At 69.3% G+C, this 15,569-nt stretch carries 13 protein-coding genes; all 13 read left to right on the plus strand.

All coding sequences use genetic code 11. The features are described 5' to 3' along the window. The first annotated feature begins 4 nt into the window (after positions 1 to 4). The 13 genes from murD (at position 5) to recN (ending at position 15,569) form a co-directional block, all read left to right on the plus strand. Entirely contained in the window at positions 5 to 1,414 is a 1,410-nt protein-coding gene (gene murD, locus MUB46_RS11990; protein ID WP_261616158.1) for a UDP-N-acetylmuramoyl-L-alanine--D-glutamate ligase, read from the plus strand. Further along, positions 1,414 to 2,592 (plus strand): putative lipid II flippase FtsW, encoded by a 1,179-nt coding sequence (gene ftsW / locus MUB46_RS11995; protein WP_261616159.1) that lies wholly within the window; start codon positions 1,414 to 1,416, stop codon positions 2,590 to 2,592. The genes murD and ftsW overlap by 1 nt, the downstream gene beginning before the upstream one ends. Then, entirely contained in the window at positions 2,589 to 3,725 is a 1,137-nt protein-coding gene (gene murG, locus MUB46_RS12000; RefSeq protein ID WP_261616160.1) for an undecaprenyldiphospho-muramoylpentapeptide beta-N-acetylglucosaminyltransferase, read from the plus strand. The genes ftsW and murG overlap by 4 nt, the downstream gene beginning before the upstream one ends. Next, a complete protein-coding gene (gene murC, locus MUB46_RS12005; RefSeq protein ID WP_261616161.1) occupies positions 3,722 to 5,170 on the plus strand; it encodes a UDP-N-acetylmuramate--L-alanine ligase in 1,449 nt (482 codons plus the stop codon). The genes murG and murC overlap by 4 nt, the downstream gene beginning before the upstream one ends. Then, positions 5,167 to 6,087 carry a UDP-N-acetylmuramate dehydrogenase gene (gene murB / locus MUB46_RS12010; protein WP_261616162.1) on the plus strand — a complete coding sequence of 307 codons (921 nt, stop codon included), beginning with the start codon at positions 5,167 to 5,169 and terminating at the stop codon, positions 6,085 to 6,087. The genes murC and murB overlap by 4 nt, the downstream gene beginning before the upstream one ends. A 106-nt stretch (positions 6,088 to 6,193) precedes the next feature. After that, on the plus strand, positions 6,194 to 7,114 hold the full coding sequence (locus MUB46_RS12015; protein ID WP_261616163.1) for a D-alanine--D-alanine ligase: 921 nt from the start codon (positions 6,194 to 6,196) through the stop codon (positions 7,112 to 7,114). A 20-nt stretch (positions 7,115 to 7,134) separates the two neighbouring features. Continuing rightward, positions 7,135 to 8,076, plus strand: coding sequence for a cell division protein FtsQ/DivIB (locus MUB46_RS12020; RefSeq protein ID WP_261616164.1), 942 nt, complete (start codon positions 7,135 to 7,137; stop codon positions 8,074 to 8,076). Then, the gene (ftsA, locus tag MUB46_RS12025) at positions 8,073 to 9,398 is read left to right on the plus strand and encodes a cell division protein FtsA (protein ID WP_261616165.1); all 1,326 of its coding nucleotides are present in this window, start codon (positions 8,073 to 8,075) and stop codon (positions 9,396 to 9,398) included. The genes MUB46_RS12020 and ftsA overlap by 4 nt, the downstream gene beginning before the upstream one ends. Before the next feature lie 90 nt (positions 9,399 to 9,488). Continuing rightward, entirely contained in the window at positions 9,489 to 11,240 is a 1,752-nt protein-coding gene (gene ftsZ, locus MUB46_RS12030; protein WP_261616166.1) for a cell division protein FtsZ, read from the plus strand. Positions 11,241 to 11,559: 319 nt separating this feature from the next. Continuing rightward, on the plus strand, positions 11,560 to 12,504 hold the full coding sequence (gene lpxC, locus MUB46_RS12035) for a UDP-3-O-acyl-N-acetylglucosamine deacetylase (RefSeq protein WP_261616167.1): 945 nt from the start codon (positions 11,560 to 11,562) through the stop codon (positions 12,502 to 12,504). Positions 12,505 to 12,648: 144 nt separating this feature from the next. Beyond that, positions 12,649 to 12,789: a hypothetical protein gene (locus MUB46_RS12040; RefSeq protein WP_261616168.1), complete on the plus strand. Its 141-nt coding sequence runs from the start codon at positions 12,649 to 12,651 to the stop codon at positions 12,787 to 12,789. 223 nt (positions 12,790 to 13,012) lie between these two features. Beyond that, the gene (locus MUB46_RS12045) at positions 13,013 to 13,891 is read left to right on the plus strand and encodes an outer membrane protein assembly factor BamD (protein WP_261616491.1); all 879 of its coding nucleotides are present in this window, start codon (positions 13,013 to 13,015) and stop codon (positions 13,889 to 13,891) included. Between the two features lie 7 nt (positions 13,892 to 13,898). Next, positions 13,899 to 15,569, plus strand: a complete 1,671-nt coding sequence (recN, locus tag MUB46_RS12050) for a DNA repair protein RecN (protein ID WP_261616169.1) — start codon at positions 13,899 to 13,901, stop codon at positions 15,567 to 15,569.

Below are 15,569 nucleotides of genomic sequence, written 5' to 3' on the forward strand. Positions count from 1 at the left end.
CGGCATGATACCGGTCACCACATTCGAGGGTCGCAGCGTCGCCGTCTTCGGACTGGCGCGGTCGGGTCTCGACGCCGTGCGCGCGCTGATGGCGGGCGGGGCGCGGGTGGCGGCGTGGGACGATTCCGCGCCGCGCGTCGACCAGGCGCGCGAGCAGGGGTTCCCGGTGCGCGACCTAAGAGAGATGGACTGGGACGGACTCGATGCGCTGGTGCTGTCGCCCGGCGTGCCGCTGACCCATCCCGCGCCGCACTGGACGGTGGAGAAGGCGACTGCGGCCGGCGTCGAGATCATCGGCGACACCGAGCTGTTCTTCCGCGAACGGGCCGCCCGCGATCCCGCCTGCGCGGTCATCGCGATCACCGGCACAAACGGCAAGTCGACGACGACGGCGCTGATCGGGCACCTGATCCGCAGCGCGGGGCGCGCGGTCTCGGTCGGCGGCAATATCGGCACCGCCGTGCTCGGGCTCGAGCCGTTCGGCGACGATCGCGCCTATGTGCTGGAACTGTCGTCCTATCAGATCGACCTGACGCCGACGCTGGCGCCGACCGTCGGCATCCTCCTGAACGTGACGCCCGATCATCTCGACCGGCACGGAACGCTTGAACACTACGCCGCCGTGAAGGCGCGGATCGCCGAGAAGGCGGAGACGGTCGTCATCGCGGTCGACGACGACTGGACGCGCGGCATCGCCGATGCGGCGGAGGCCCGCGGCGACCGCGTGGTGCGGGTTTCGGCGCGCGAGAAGCTCGGCGTCGGCGTCTTCGTGCGCGGCACGACCATCGTGTCCGCCTCGGGCAGCGCGGAAACCGAAATCGCCGACCTTTCGGGCATCGGCGCGTTGCGCGGCGAGCACAATGCGCAGAACGCGGTCGCCGCCGTCGCCGCCGCGCTCGCCGTCGGGCTCGACCCGGCGCAGATCGCCGAGGGGCTCGAGAGTTTCCCCGGTCTCGTCCACCGCATGGAGGAGATCGGCCGGCGCGGCAAGGTGCTGTTCGTCAACGATTCCAAGGCGACGAACGCGGATGCCGCCGCGCGCGCGCTGGCGAGCTTCGAGACGGTCTACTGGATCGCCGGCGGGCGGGCCAAATCAGGCGGCATCGCGCCGCTGAAGGGCCTGTTCCCGCGCGTGCGGCGCGCCTTCCTGATCGGCGAGGCGGCCGAAGACTTCGCAATGACGCTCGGCAACCAGGTGCCGCACGAGCTGAGCGGCGATCTTGCGACCGCCGTCGCCGCCGCCGCCGAGGCCGCTGCTAACGACCCGTCCAACGCCGCCGAGCCGGTGGTGCTGCTTGCGCCCGCCTGTGCCTCGTTCGACCAGTTCGCCGACTTCGAGGCGCGCGGCGACGCGTTCCGCAGGCTCGTCGCCGACATCGACGGGGTGACGCTGAAATCCAGGGAGGCCGCCTGATGTTCTCGCGTACCGACGAGCGCCTGATTGCGCGCTGGTGGTGGACCGTCGACCGGGTGCTGCTCGGCGCGATCCTGGCGCTGATCCTCGGCGGCCTTGTGCTGTCGCTGGCGGCGAGCCCGCCGGTGGCCCAGAGGCTCGGCCTCGACTATTTCCACTTCGTCAAGCGCCACGCCCTGTTCGTGCTGCCGGCGATCGCGCTGATGATCGGCGTATCGATGATGAGCCCGCGCGGGATCCGGCGCTCGGCGCTCGTCGTCTTCGCGGTCGGCATCGTCCTGATGGCGCTGACGCTGTGGATCGGGCCGGAGGTGAAGGGCGCGCGGCGCTGGATCTCGATCGGCGGCATCGCCCTGCAACCGTCCGAATTCGTCAAGCCGGCCTTCGTCGTGCTGGTCGCCTGGGCGTTCTCCGAGCGGATGAAGCGGCCCGACATGCCCGGCAACCTGATGGCCATATTGCTGCTTGCGGCCTTCGTCGGCCTACTGGTGCCGCAGCCCGACTTCGGCCAGACCATGCTCGCGGTGCTGGTCTGGGGCGCGCTGTTCTTCGCCGCCGGCATGTCGTGGCTGTGGATCGTGACGCTGGGCGGCCTCGGCGTCGGCGGCCTTGTCACCGCCTATACCTTCGTGCCGCACGTGCGCGGACGCATCGACCGGTTCCTCGATCCCGAATCCGGCGACACCTTCCAGGTCGACACGGCGATCGAGTCCTTCGTGCGCGGCGGCTGGCTGGGGCGCGGGCCGGGCGAGGGCACCGTGAAGCAGAGCCTGCCGGACTCCCATACCGACTTCATCTTCGCTGTGACGGCGGAGGAATTCGGTATCCTCGTCTGCCTGATCATCGTCGCCGCCTTCGCCTTCATCGTGCTGCGCGGGCTGACGCAGGCGCTCAAGGAGAGCGATCCCTTCGTGAAGCTCGCGGTCACCGGCCTGATCGTGCTGTTCGGGCTGCAGTCGGTGATCAACATGGCGGTCAACCTGCAACTGATGCCGGCCAAGGGCATGACGCTGCCGTTCGTCTCCTACGGCGGCTCCTCGATCCTGTCGCTGGCCTACGGCATGGGCATGGTGCTCGGGCTGACGCGCCGGCGGCCGCAGACCGAGCCGGTGCTCTACGACCTGCCGGCGCCGCATCAGCGGCATCCCGGCATGCATGCGGGGGCGCGGCCGGCATGAGTGGCGAGAAGGGCCTCATCCTGCTTTCGGCCGGCGGCACCGGCGGCCACCTGTTCCCGGCGCAGGCGCTGGCGGAAGTGCTGATTTCGCGCGGCTGGCGGGTCGATCTCGTCACCGACGAGCGCGGCGATCGCTATGGCGGCAAGTTCCCGGCGCAGGAGATGCACATCATCCCCGCCACCACCGTGCGCGGCGGCAATATCCTGAGCTACGCCAAGACCGCGTTCGTGCTCGGCATCGGCGTGATGCGGGCGTGGTTCCTGATCAGCCGGCTCAAGCCCCGCGTCGTCGTCGGCTTCGGCGGCTATCCGACGGTGAGCCCGGTGATCGCGGCTTCGCTGCGCGGGGTGCGGACCATCATCCACGACCAGAACGCGGTGATGGGCCGGGCCAACCGGATGCTCGCCGACCGGGTCGACGCTGTCGCGACCAGCTTCCCGAAGGTGCACATGCTGGGCGAGAAGAACGCGCACAAGGCGGTCCGCACCGGTGCGCCCGTCCGCGCGGCCGTGGTCGAGGCGGCGACGCCCTACGATCCGCCCGAGGCGGGCGGCGAGTTCCGCCTGCTCGTGTTCGGTGGCAGCCAGGGCGCGCGCATCTTCTCCGACGTGGTGCCCGGCGCCATCGCCCGCCTCGACGAGGCGCATCGCAACCGGCTCAGGCTGGTCCAGCAGTGCCGCGAGGAGGACATGGAACGGGTGCGCTTCGGCTACGAGGCGATCGGCGTCAACGCGGAGCTGGCGCCGTTCTTTCCCGATCTGCCCAAACGTATCGCCGATGCCCATCTCGTCGTGTCGCGCTCCGGCGCCAGCACGGTGGCCGAGCTCGCCGTCATCGGCCGGCCGGGCATGCTGGTGCCGCTGCCGCACGCGATCGACAACGACCAGCTTCTCAACGCCACCGCGCTGGCGCAGGCCAAGGGCGGCTGGCTGATGCCGCAGCCGGCGTTCACGCCGCACCGGTTCGCCGAGGAACTGACGAGCCGCATGGACCATCCGGAGATGCTCTCCGTCGCCGCCGAGGCCGCCAGGAAGGTCGGCAATCCGCACGCCGCCGACACGCTGGCCGACGTCGTCGAGGCGCTGGCGGAGGGCCGGGAAATCCCGCCGGAGCTCAAGGGAGCGACCGCATGAGACCGCCGCGCGACACCGGCCCCATCCATTTCGTCGGCATCGGCGGCATCGGCATGAGCGGCATCGCCGAGTTGCTGGCCGATCTCGGCTACACGGTGCAGGGCAGCGACCAGGCCGAGTCCGCCAATGTCGAACGGCTGCGCGCCAGGGGCGTCACCGTCACGGTCGGCCATGCGGCCGAGAACGTGGGCACGGCGGCGGTCGTGGTGATCTCGACGGCGGTGAAGCCGGACAATCCGGAGCTGGTCGCGGCGCGGTCGCGGCATATCCCGGTGATCCGCCGGGCCGAGATGTTGGCCGAGCTGATGCGCGGCAAACGCGGCATCTCGCTCGCCGGCACGCACGGCAAGACCACGACGACGACGATCATGGCGACGCTGCTCGAGGGCGCCGGCTACGATCCGACCGTCGTCAACGGCGGCATCATCAACGCCTGGGGCACCAACGCCAGGCTGGGCCAGAGCGACTGGTTCGTCATCGAGGCGGACGAGTCCGACGGGACGTTCCTGAAGTACCCGAACGAGATCGCGCTCGTCTCCAACATTGACGCCGAGCACTTGGACCACTGGCACAGCTTCGACGCGCTGAAGCAGGGCTTCCGCGACTTCGTGATGAACCTGCCGTTCTACGGCTTCGCGGCGCTGTGCATCGACCACCCGACCGTGCGCGCGGTCGCCGACGGCATTACCGACCGCACCGTCGTTACCTATGGCGAGAGCGCGGACGCCGACGCGCGGCTGGTCGATTTCAGCCATGACAGCGGCGGGACGCGGTTCTCGGTCGAGATAACGGACCGGGTTTCCGGCGCGGTCGACCGGATCCGCGATATCCGCCTGCCGATGCCCGGCCATCACAATGCGCTCAACGCCACCGGGGCCATCGCCATCGCGCGGCGCATCGGCATCACCGGCGAGGCGATCGTCGCGGCGCTCGCCGGCTTCGAGGGCGTGAAGCGCCGCTTCACCTTCACCGGCGAATGGAACGGCGTGCGCATCTACGACGACTACGGCCATCATCCCGTCGAGATCGCGGCGGTGCTGAAGGCCGCGCGCGGGGCCGTCGAGGACGCGACCGGGCCGGAATCCAGAAAATCTGGCCGTGTCATCGCGATCATGCAGCCGCACCGCTACACGCGGCTGTCCGACCTGTTCGACCAGTTCGCCGGCTGCTTCGGCGAGGCCGACACCCTCTATGTCGCCGACGTCTACGCCGCTGGCGAGGACCCGATCGAAGGCGCGGACCGCGATGCGCTGGTCGCCGCGATCCGGGCATGCGGTCACACCGACGCGCGGGCACTCGCCGGGCCGGACGTGCTGGCGGCCGAGATCGCGGCGATCGCCCGGCCGGGCGATCTGGTGATCTTCCTCGGCGCCGGCTCGATCACCCAGTGGGCGCACGCGCTGCCGCAGCAACTCAAGACCAATCCCGAAGGAGTTTCCGCATGAGTTTCGCGGACATCACGGCCGATCTGCGCGCCCGTCTGCCGGAGCTGCGCGGCCGGCTGACCGCCAATGCGGAGCTTGCGCCGATCACGTGGTTTCGCGTCGGCGGGCCGGCGCAGGTGCTGTTCACGCCCGAGGACGAGGCGGATCTCGCCTATTTCCTGAAGAACATCGATCCCGACCTGCCGGTCACGGTGATCGGGTTGTGCTCCAACATGATCGTGCGCGACGGCGGCGTGCCGGGCGTCGTCATCCGGCTCGGCCGGGGCTTCTCCCGCGTCACCATCGAGGACGGGTTCCGCGTCCGTGCGGGAACCGCCGTGCCGGACGTGAAGGTCGCCCGCGCGGCCGCCGATGCCGGCATCGGCGGGCTCGCCTTCTTCCGTGGCATCCCGGGCTCGATCGGCGGTGCGTTGCGGATGAACGGCGGCGCCTATGGCGGCGAGACCGTCGACGTGCTGATCGAGGTTCGCGCCGTCGACCGGCAGGGCACCATTCACGTGGTGCCGGCCGGGGACCTCGGCATGACCTATCGCCATTCCGGCGCGCCCGCCGACTGGATCTTCACCGAAGCCCTGTTCCAGGGCCGCGACGGCGATCCGGAGGAGATCGCTGCCGAGATGAATGCGATCACCGAGCGGCGCGAGGCCTCGCAGCCGATCAAGAGCCGAACCGGCGGCTCGACCTTCAAGAACCCGCCCGGCGGCAAGTCGTGGGAGCTGATCGACGCGGCCGGCTGCCGCGGCCTCACGGTCGGCGGGGCGCAGGTTTCGGAGAAGCACTGCAACTTCCTGATCAACACCGGCGACGCCACCGCGGCCGACATCGAGACGCTGGGCGAGACGGTGCGCGCGCGGGTGAAGGAGACGAGCGGCGTCGAGCTCCAATGGGAAATCAAGCGGATCGGAGTGCCGGCGTGACCGACGGCTACGCACGTCTCTCCGCGCGCTCAGGGCAGTGCGGGATGGTGGTTTCGCTGCAACGGACCGGTCGGCCATCGAGGAACGAACCCGGAAGGAACGACGAATGACCAAGCATGTCGCGGTTCTGTTGGGGGGATGGTCGGCGGAGCGCGAGGTCAGCCTTGCCTCGGGCAAGGCGTGCGGCGCGGCGCTGGAGGGCGAGGGCTACAAGGTCACCTATGTCGACGTGGACCGCGATCTCGCGATCCGGCTCGGCGAGGTGAAGCCGGACGTCGTGTTCAACGCCCTGCACGGGCCCTACGGCGAGGACGGCACGGTGCAGGGGATGCTCGAGATCATGGGGCTGCCCTATACCCATTCCGGCGTGCTCGCCTCGGCCCTTGCCATGCGCAAGGCGCACTCGCGCACGATCTTCAAGGCGGCCGGCATCCCGATCGCCGACGGCAAGGTGGTGCATCGGCTGACGGCGGCCGAATCACATGTGTTCCCGCCGCCCTACGTGCTGAAACCGGAGGCCCAGGGCTCCAGCTTCGGCGTTTTCATCGTCCGCGAGGACCAGGCGCACCCGCCGCAGGAACTTTTTTCTTCCGACTGGAAATACGGCGACTACCTGCTCGCCGAACGCTACGTCGCGGGCAAGGAATTAACCTGCGCCGTCATGGGAAACGTGGCCCTCGGCGTCATCGACGTGGTGCCCACTCAGGGGTTCTACGACTACGCCGCGAAGTACGTTCCGGGCGGGTCGAAACATGTGCTGCCAGCCGAAATTAAACCGAATGTTTACCAAGAAGTGCAGAAGCTGGCGTTGAAGGCGCATAGGGCGCTCGGCTGTCGCGGCGTGAGTCGGGCGGACTTTCGTTACGACGACCGGGCCGAGGGTACGACGGGCCTCGTGTGTCTCGAGGTCAACACCCAGCCGGGCATGACCGAGACGTCCCTTGTGCCTGAAATGGCGGCCCATGCGGGCCACTCATTTGGAGATCTCGTGCGTTGGATGGTGGAGGACGCATCGTGCAATCGCTAGGCGACAGCCTGCGACATCTGATGGGAAGACAGTCACGCGGCGGCCCGGACGGCCGGCGGCGCGGCGTCGAGTCCCGCCTGCACGAGCCGGCGCCGCGCCGTCGCGCACGTACGGGTGCGTTCGCGCGCCTGATCGGCTCGTTCGACGACATCCGCATCCCCAACCGCGCCGGCCTCTACGGCGTCGCCGCCCTGTTCGCGGCGACCGGTGCCTTCGGCGCCGTCGCCGGCGACCATCTGGGCGATGTCCGCCGCAGCGTCTTCGTCGCCGCCGACTACGTGACCGCGAAGGCCGGCTTCGGCATCCAGTCCGTCGTCATCACCGGCCACAGGGAAGTCGGCGAGAGCGATGTCCTGCGGGCGCTGGAGATCGGCGACGCGACCTCGCTGCTCACGTTCAACGCCCATTGGGCGCGCAAGCGCCTGTCCGATATCGCCTGGGTGAAGAGCGCGACGGTGCAGAAGCTGTTCCCCGGCACGCTGCGCATCGACCTGGTCGAGCGCGAGCCCTATGCGCTGTGGCAGCTCACCGGCATCGTCTCGCTGATCGACCGAGACGGAGAGGTTATCGGCGAGCTTGCCGACGAGCGTTTCGCCAGCCTTCCGCTCGTCGTCGGCGCCGGCGCCAACAAGCGGGCCGGCGAGCTGATGGCGCTGGTCGCGCCCCATCCTTCCGTCGCCACGCGCCTGCGCGCCGCGGTGCGCGTCGCCGACCGGCGCTGGAACCTGATGCTCGACAACGGCGTCGAGATCCGCCTCCCGGAGAAGAATGCCGACGCGGCGCTGACAGAACTCGACACCCTGACCGCCAAGCAGGGGCTGATGGCGCGCGACATCGTGCTGATCGACCTGCGGCTCGCCGACCGCGTCGTCGTCAGGCTGTCCGACCAGGCGGCAATGCAGCGCAAGGCGGCCATGAAGTCGAAGGGTACCTCGCGGCAACGGAAAGGGCAGGACACGTGAGCGGACGTAGCAACCACTGGCTACCGCGCGCCCGTCCGTTGCCGCCGGGCCGCGGACAGACGATCGCCATCCTGGACATCGGCTCCAGCAAGATCTGCTGCCTGATCGCGCGGCTGCGGCCGCAGCGTCCCGAATCCGAACTCGCCTGCCGCACCCATTCGATCGAGGTGGTCGGGGTCGGCCACCAGCGCGCCACCGGGGTGAAGCGCGGCGCGATTACCGACATGGAGCAGGCCGAGCGCGCGGTGCGCCTCGCCGTCGATGCCGCCGAGCGCATGGCCGGCGTCACCGTCGAGAGCGTCCTCGTCAACGTGTCGTCCGGCCGGCTGGAAAGCGATCACTACGCCGCCCGCGTCACCGTCTCCGGCGACGCCGTCAGCGACAACGACATCCACCGCGTCCTCGAGGCGGGCCGGACCCACACCATTCAGCCCGACCGCGTCGTGCTGCATTCGCTGCCGATCGCCTTCTCGCTCGATCAGGCCGGGGGGATTTCCGACCCGCGCGGCATGGTCGGCCGCGAACTGGGCATCGACATGCATCTGGTCACCGCGCAGGCCGCCCCGGTGCGCAATCTCGTCCTGTGCGTGGAGCGCAGCCATCTGCACGTCGAGGCCGTCGTGGCGAGCCCCTACGCCGCGGGCCTGGCCGCGCTGACCGCCGACGAGCTGGAGCTGGGCTCCGCCTGCATCGACATGGGCGGCGGCACCACCACCTTCGGCGTGTTCGCCTATGGCCGTTTCGTCTGCGCCGACGCCATCGCCATCGGCGGCCATCACGTGACCATGGATCTGGCGCGCGGCCTGTCGACCTCGATCGAGGCGGCGGAGCGCATCAAGACGCTGTACGGCTCGGCCATCGGCTCCGGCCTCGACCATCGCGACATGATCTCGGTGCCGCTGGTGGGCGAGGGCGACTATCCCGGCGCCAACCAGGTGCCGCGGTCGGTCGTCACCGAAATCATCCGGCCGCGCGTCGAGGAGATCCTCGAGCTGGTGCGCGATCGGCTGCGGGCCACCCCGTTCAGCGCGCTCGCCGGCCAGCGCGCGGTGCTGACGGGCGGCGCCAGCCAGCTTCCCGGCGTCACCGACCTGGCCGAGCGGATCACCGGCCTGCAGGTGCGCATGGGCCGGCCGCTGGGGGCCTCGGGCCTGCCGGACTCGGGCCGCGGACCGGCCTTCGCCACGACCGTGGGCCTGCTGGTCTATCCGCAGCTTGCGGGAATCGAACGACACGACCGCTCGGGCGGGCGGCTCGGCGCGGCTGCGGCCGGCGACGGGTATTTCGCCCGGGTGGGAAACTGGATCAGGGAAAGTTTCTAGAGACGTACCTGGGGCCGCGGGGCGGCAGGCGTGGATTGAGTTGCCCGGGGGTCGGGCGCAACGGACACTAGTAAAGGACGCGAGGGTTCCATGACGATCAACCTCAAGATGCCGGATCTTACCGAACTGAAGCCGAAGATCACCGTTTTCGGTGTCGGAGGCGCCGGCGGCAACGCCGTCAACAACATGATCGAATCCGGCCTCAAGGGGGTCGAGTTCGTCGTCGCCAACACCGACTCGCAGGCGCTGACCATGTCGTCGGCCGAGCGCATCGTGCAGATGGGCGTGGCGATCACCGAGGGCCTCGGCGCGGGTTCGCAGCCGGAAGTCGGCCGCGCGGCGGCGGAAGAGACGATCGACGAGATCAACGACCATCTCGGCGGCTCGCACATGGTGTTCATCACCGCCGGCATGGGCGGCGGCACGGGCACGGGCGCGGCGCCGGTCATCGCCCAGGCGGCGCGTGACATGGGCATCCTCACCGTCGGCGTCGTCACCAAGCCGTTCGACTTCGAAGGCAAGCGCCGCATGGCGGTCGCCAATGCCGGCATCGAGTCGCTGCAGCAGCACGTCGACACCCTGATCGTCATCCCGAACCAGAACCTGTTCCGCATCGCCAACGAGCGGACGACGTTCTCGGAAGCCTTCGGCATGGCCGACGAGGTGCTGTATTCGGGCGTGGCCTGCATCACCGACCTGATGGTCAAGGAAGGCCTCATCAACCTCGACTTCGCCGACGTGCGCGCCGTCATGCGCGCCATGGGCAAGGCGATGATGGGCACGGGCGAGGCCTCCGGCGATCAGCGCGCGATCCAGGCAGCCGAAGCCGCCATCGCCAATCCGCTGCTCGACGAGAGCTCGATGCGCGGCGCGCGCGGCCTGCTGATCTCGATCACGGGCGGCAACGACCTGACCCTGTTCGAAGTGGACGAGGCGGCGACCCGCATCCGCGAGGAAGTCGATCCGGACGCCAACATCATCCTCGGCGCCACCTTCGACGAGAGCCTCGAGGGCATCATCCGGGTTTCGGTCGTCGCGACTGGCATCGATCAGGTCGGCACCGTCATGGAACGCACCGCCGAGGACACGATCACCGAGCTCACCGAGCGGCTGCGGGCCCGCAAGGCGAAGACCTCGGAGGCCGCGCCGGCCCAGATGCCGGCTCAGGCCCAGATCCCGGTTCAGGCGCCGGCCCCGACCTACGAGCAGGTCGCGGCGGCGACGGAAGTCGCCGAGGCCGCGGTGCAGGCGGCTCTGGCTCCCGAAGTGCCGGAGGCAGCGCCCCAGCCGGTTCCCGCTCCCGCACCGGCGCCCGCGCCGGCTCCGATGGCGGCGCGCGATCACGGTGTGCAGATCAGCCGCATGGAGCCGCCGGCCGCTCCGGCGATGCCGCCCGCCGAGGCGCCGATGGCCGAAGACACCCATGCCGGCTACGGCGATCCCTTCGTCCCGCCGGTCGCCTCGCATCCCGAGCGCCGTCAGGCGCGGATGCCGCGCATCGAGGACTTCCCGCTGATCGCCCAGAAGGAAATGCGGGCGAAGTCGGGTTCGGGCGATCACGGCGCACACGAGAGCCGTCGTCCCGGCCTGCTGCAGCGACTCGCCTCCGTCGGCCTCGGCCGTCGCGAAGAATCGGACGATTCCGCGCCGGTCCAGCCGCCGATGGTTGTGTCGCACGCGACCGAGGAGCCGGTTTCGGAATACGCCAGGCGGCCGCAGCGGCCGGCGCATCCCGAGCAGCCCAAGCACGCGCCGCAGGTCGCCAACGCGCCACGTCGGCCGTCTTCGATCGACGACGATCAGTATGAAATCCCTGCATTTCTGCGCCGTCAGGCCAACTGAGCGGGCCAGTTGAGCGGGATTGCATAGAGGCTAGGGGTGCCCGGCGGCGCAAGCTGCCGGGCACCTTTCGTTACAAAGCGAGCTATTCGCGTAACACACGGTAAAAAAGCGTGATTTGGCCCGCCGGGGGCGCGCCGGTACAAATGTCGCGGACAACGGGGGTTCAGCCAGCAGGACATCGCAATGCACGGCCCGTCGCCGAACGAGGATCTTCGTTCAGCCGGTGCCAGCGACACAAGCGATCCTGCCACGTTGGACGTAATGCCTGAATGACAGCAGTCGCGGGGGCGGCACATTCGGGCCAGTAAAGCGCGGGACTATGAAAGCTCAGTCGCAGACAACAATAAAAGAACGCGTATCGCTTAGTGGAGTCGGTGTGCACAGCGGAGCCGCCTCCACGGTAACCTTTCACCCCGCAGGCCCCGATACCGGAATCATCTTCCTCAAGAATTCCAGCGAAGGCACCGCCGATATCGAGGTGCCGGCGTCGCACCGTAACGTCGTCGCCACGTCGCTGAGCACGGTGCTCGGCAGCGAGTCGGCCGGTTCCATCGGCACCGTCGAGCATCTGCTGGCTTCGCTGAGCGGCCTGGGCATCGACAACGTGATCGTCGAGATCGACGGCGACGAAGTGCCGATCATGGACGGCAGCGCGGAAGCCTTCTGCGAAGCGATCCAGCAGGCCGGCCTGCGCAAGCAGTCGGCGCAGCGCCGCTACATCAAGGTTCTCAAGCCGGTGACGGTGCGGATGGGCGATGCCATCGCCGAGTTCCTGCCGAGCGACCGCCGCCGCGTCGAGGTCGAGATCGACTTCGCCGACACCGTGATCGGCCGTCAGGCCTATGTCTACGACGCCGATTCGGGCGACTTCGCCCGCGATCTGGCCCGCGCCCGCACCTTCGGCTTCATGTCGAGCGTCGAGCAGCTCTGGGCCAACGGCTATGCGCTGGGCGCCTCGCTGGAGAACACCGTGGTGATCGGCGACGATCAGGTGGTCAATCCGGAAGGCCTGCGCTTCGCCGACGAGTTCGTGCGCCACAAGGTGCTGGACGCCATCGGCGACCTGACGCTGGCCGGCGCGCCGATCCTCGGCCACTACCGCAGCTATCGCGGCGGCCACAAGCTGAACGCCGCCATGGTCGAGGCCCTGCTGTCCGACGACAGCGCCTGGGAATGGTCTACCGCCACCGTGCGCCGCGATGCCGGCCAGGCACAGGTGGGCGCCATGGTCCCCGCCGCCGCGTTCGGCCCGGACGTCTCCTGACGGCCCGATTTCCTGCCGGTTTACAGCACCATCGGAACTCGCCGATTTTTCCTAATCGGCGGGTAACGACGTTGCGCGAACATCGCATTCCCGCGCTTGCGGGGCCGGTGTCCCGCCCGCATAGTCCGCCGCCTGAGGTGAGACATGCTGTTTGTGTTCCGTATCGTGCTTGTGGCTGCGTTCGTCGCCAGCCTGACCGCCGTGCTCGAGGCACGGGCGCAGGACACGCGCCCGTGCGCCGCCGCCTGCACCGCGAATCACGGCCCGGCCCAGCCGGCGCGCTGAGGCCCGTTCGGGCTGTACACGTATACGGCCTGCCGCGACGGAATCGGACACGGCCATGCGGCGATAGCGCCGCGCCGGCGGCACCGCCACAAATTCGCTCAATTCGGAGGTCAGCCAAACTGGCCTGGGAAACGGCGTTGGGATAAAGTCCGCCGCCGAGTGCGTCGGGTGTCCGATGCGCATTGCGATGATCGAGCCTATGACGAGTAAGCGTTTGCCTGACATGACATTCCGCGCGACGCGCGCCACCGGGACTACGACGACGGGTTCGAGGGCGCTGCGGTTCGCTGCGCTGCTTTGCCTCGGACTGTCGCTGACGGCCTGCCAGAGCCTGTTCGGCAAGGACGATGACGAGTTCGCCGTCATCGAGGAGGAGCCGGCGGAGGCCCTCTACAACGAGGGGCTGGTGCTCTCCAATTCCGGGTCCTTCAAGGCGGCCGCGGAAAAGTTCTCGGAGGTCGAGCGGATCCATCCCTATTCGGAGTGGGCCCGCAAGTCGCTGATCATGTCGGCCTACACGAACTACGAAGCGCAGCGCTATACCGACGCCATCACCTCGGCGAAGCGGTACGTCACCCTCTATCCGGGCAGCGATGACGCGGCGTACGCCCAGTATCTGGTCGCCGAATCCTACTACAACCAGATCGTCGACGTCGGCCGCGACCAGGCGCGCTCGGAGAAGGCCGCCGTAGCCTATCGCGAGCTGATCGAGAAGTATCCCGAATCCGAATACGCGGTGGAGGCGCGCGGCAAGCTCGAGGTCGCGCGCGACCAACTGGCCGGCAAGGAGATGGACGTCGGCCGCTACTATCTGTCCAAGCGCCAGTACCTGGCCTCGATCAACCGTTTCAAGACGGTCGTATCCGACTACCAGACCACGCGGCACGTCGAAGAGGCGCTGCACCGGCTGACCGAATCCTACTACGCGCTCGGGCTGATCTCCGAGGCGCAGACGGCGGCGGCCATCCTCGGCCACAACTACCCGGACAGCCCCTGGTACAAGGATTCCTACGCCCTCCTGTCGAAGGGGGGCTACGAGCCGCAGGAGAACGAGGGGTCGTGGCTGAGCGAGGTGTTCCGCAAGGCCTCCGGTACGCTGTGAGCGGGCGATGCTCGTCGCCCTCTCGATCCGCGACATCGTCATCATCGACAAGCTCGACATCACGTTCGATTCGGGGTTGAGCGCGCTCACCGGCGAGACCGGTGCCGGAAAATCGATCCTTCTGGATTCCCTGTCCCTGGCGCTCGGCGGGCGCGGCGACGCCGCGCTGGTGCGTCGCGGCGCCGAACGGGGGCAGGTGACGGCGGTATTCGACGCGGGCCCCCGCCATCCCGCCCGCGCGCTCCTCGCCGAGTACGGCTTCGAGGCGGACGGCGACATCATATTGCGCCGCCAGCAGGCCGCCGACGGGCGCACCCGCGCCTTCATCAACGACCAGCCGGCGGGCGTTCAGCTTTTGAAATCGGTCGGCGCGAGCCTCGTCGAGATCCACGGCCAGCACGACGACCGAGCCCTGATCGACCCGTCGGTCCACCGGCAACTGCTCGACAGCTTCGGCGACCTGGACGCCGACGTGGCGGCCACGGCGAAGGCGCACGGCGCCTGGCGGGCGGCGGAGGCGGCGCTCAAGCAGGCCCGAGACGCGCTGGAGAAGGCCACGTCGGAGCGCGACTATCTCGCCCACGCGCTGGAAGAACTCGACATGCTGGCGCCGGAGGCTGGCGAGGAGGCGCATCTGGCCGAGCGCCGGCAGGTGATGATGCAGGCCGAGAAGCTCGCCGACGAACTGACCGAGGCAAGCGACGCGGTCGCCGGCCACGCGTCGCCGGTGCCGCTGATGTCGGCGGCGCTGCGGCGGCTCGAACGGCGCGCCGGCGACCTGCCGGACCTGCTCGATCCGGTGGTCGCGGCGCTGACGGCGGCGATCGAGTCGATCGAGGAGGCGCGGTCGTCGGTCGAGCGGGCGCAGCACGAGATCGCCTTCGATCCGCGCGAGCTGGAGACCACCGAGGAGCGGCTGTTCGCGCTCCGGGCGGCGGCCCGCAAGCACCAGTGCGGCGTCGACGACCTGCCCGGCCTGCGCGAGGGGATGCGCGCCGCGCTGTCCGACATGGAAACCGGCGAGGAGCGCCTCGGCGCACTCGAAGTGGCGGCGAGAGCGGCCGCGGACGCCTACGACATGGCGGCGGCGAAGCTGACGGAGAAGCGGCGCAAGGCGGCGAAGGCGCTCGACAGGGCGGTGGTGGCCGAGCTGGCGCCGCTGAAGCTGGAGCGGGCCGCCTTCGAAACCCGCATCGAGACCGACGGCGACGGCGGCGGCCCGGACGGGCGCGACCGCGTCGAATTCTGGGTGCAGACCAATCCGGGCACCCATCCGGGGCCGCTTCTGAAGGTGGCCTCCGGCGGCGAACTGTCCCGCTTCCTGCTCGCGCTGAAGGTCGCGCTCGCCGACAAGGGCAGCGCGCCGACGCTGGTGTTCGACGAAATCGATACCGCCGTCGGCGGGGCCGTGTCGGATGCGATCGGGGTGCGGCTGCAGCGGCTCGCCGACCGGGTGCAGGTGCTGACCGTCACCCACGCGCCGCAGGTCGCCGCCCGCGCGCACCGGCATTTGCTGATCCGCAAGGAATCGCCGAAACGGGGCGCCGACGTCGTCACCCGGGTCGACCCGCTCGATCCGTCGCACCGGCGCGAGGAGATCGCGCGGATGCTGGCCGGTGCGACGGTCACCGAGGAGGCACGGGCGGCCGCGGGCCGTCTTCTGGCGGGAACGGAGTGA

The sequence above is a fragment of the Microbaculum marinisediminis genome, from assembly GCF_025397915.1.
Taxonomy (GTDB): domain Bacteria; phylum Pseudomonadota; class Alphaproteobacteria; order Rhizobiales; family Tepidamorphaceae; genus Microbaculum; species Microbaculum marinisediminis.

Bases quoted from the DNA above. Each gene is read 5' to 3' on its own strand.
- ftsW (WP_261616159.1), top strand. From the start codon at position 1,414: ATGTTCTCGCGTACCGACGAGCGCCTGATTGCGCGCTGGTGGTGGACC.
- murB (WP_261616162.1), top strand. From the start codon at position 5,167: ATGAGTTTCGCGGACATCACGGCCGATCTGCGCGCCCGTCTGCCGGAG.
- murD (WP_261616158.1), top strand. From the start codon at position 5: ATGATACCGGTCACCACATTCGAGGGTCGCAGCGTCGCCGTCTTCGGA.
- MUB46_RS12040 (WP_261616168.1), top strand. From the start codon at position 12,649: ATGCTGTTTGTGTTCCGTATCGTGCTTGTGGCTGCGTTCGTCGCCAGC.
- MUB46_RS12045 (WP_261616491.1), top strand. From the start codon at position 13,013: ATGACATTCCGCGCGACGCGCGCCACCGGGACTACGACGACGGGTTCG.
- recN (WP_261616169.1), top strand. From the start codon at position 13,899: ATGCTCGTCGCCCTCTCGATCCGCGACATCGTCATCATCGACAAGCTC.
- MUB46_RS12020 (WP_261616164.1), top strand. From the start codon at position 7,135: ATGGGAAGACAGTCACGCGGCGGCCCGGACGGCCGGCGGCGCGGCGTC.
- lpxC (WP_261616167.1), top strand. From the start codon at position 11,560: ATGAAAGCTCAGTCGCAGACAACAATAAAAGAACGCGTATCGCTTAGT.
- MUB46_RS12015 (WP_261616163.1), top strand. From the start codon at position 6,194: ATGACCAAGCATGTCGCGGTTCTGTTGGGGGGATGGTCGGCGGAGCGC.
- murG (WP_261616160.1), top strand. From the start codon at position 2,589: ATGAGTGGCGAGAAGGGCCTCATCCTGCTTTCGGCCGGCGGCACCGGC.
- murC (WP_261616161.1), top strand. From the start codon at position 3,722: ATGAGACCGCCGCGCGACACCGGCCCCATCCATTTCGTCGGCATCGGC.
- ftsZ (WP_261616166.1), top strand. From the start codon at position 9,489: ATGACGATCAACCTCAAGATGCCGGATCTTACCGAACTGAAGCCGAAG.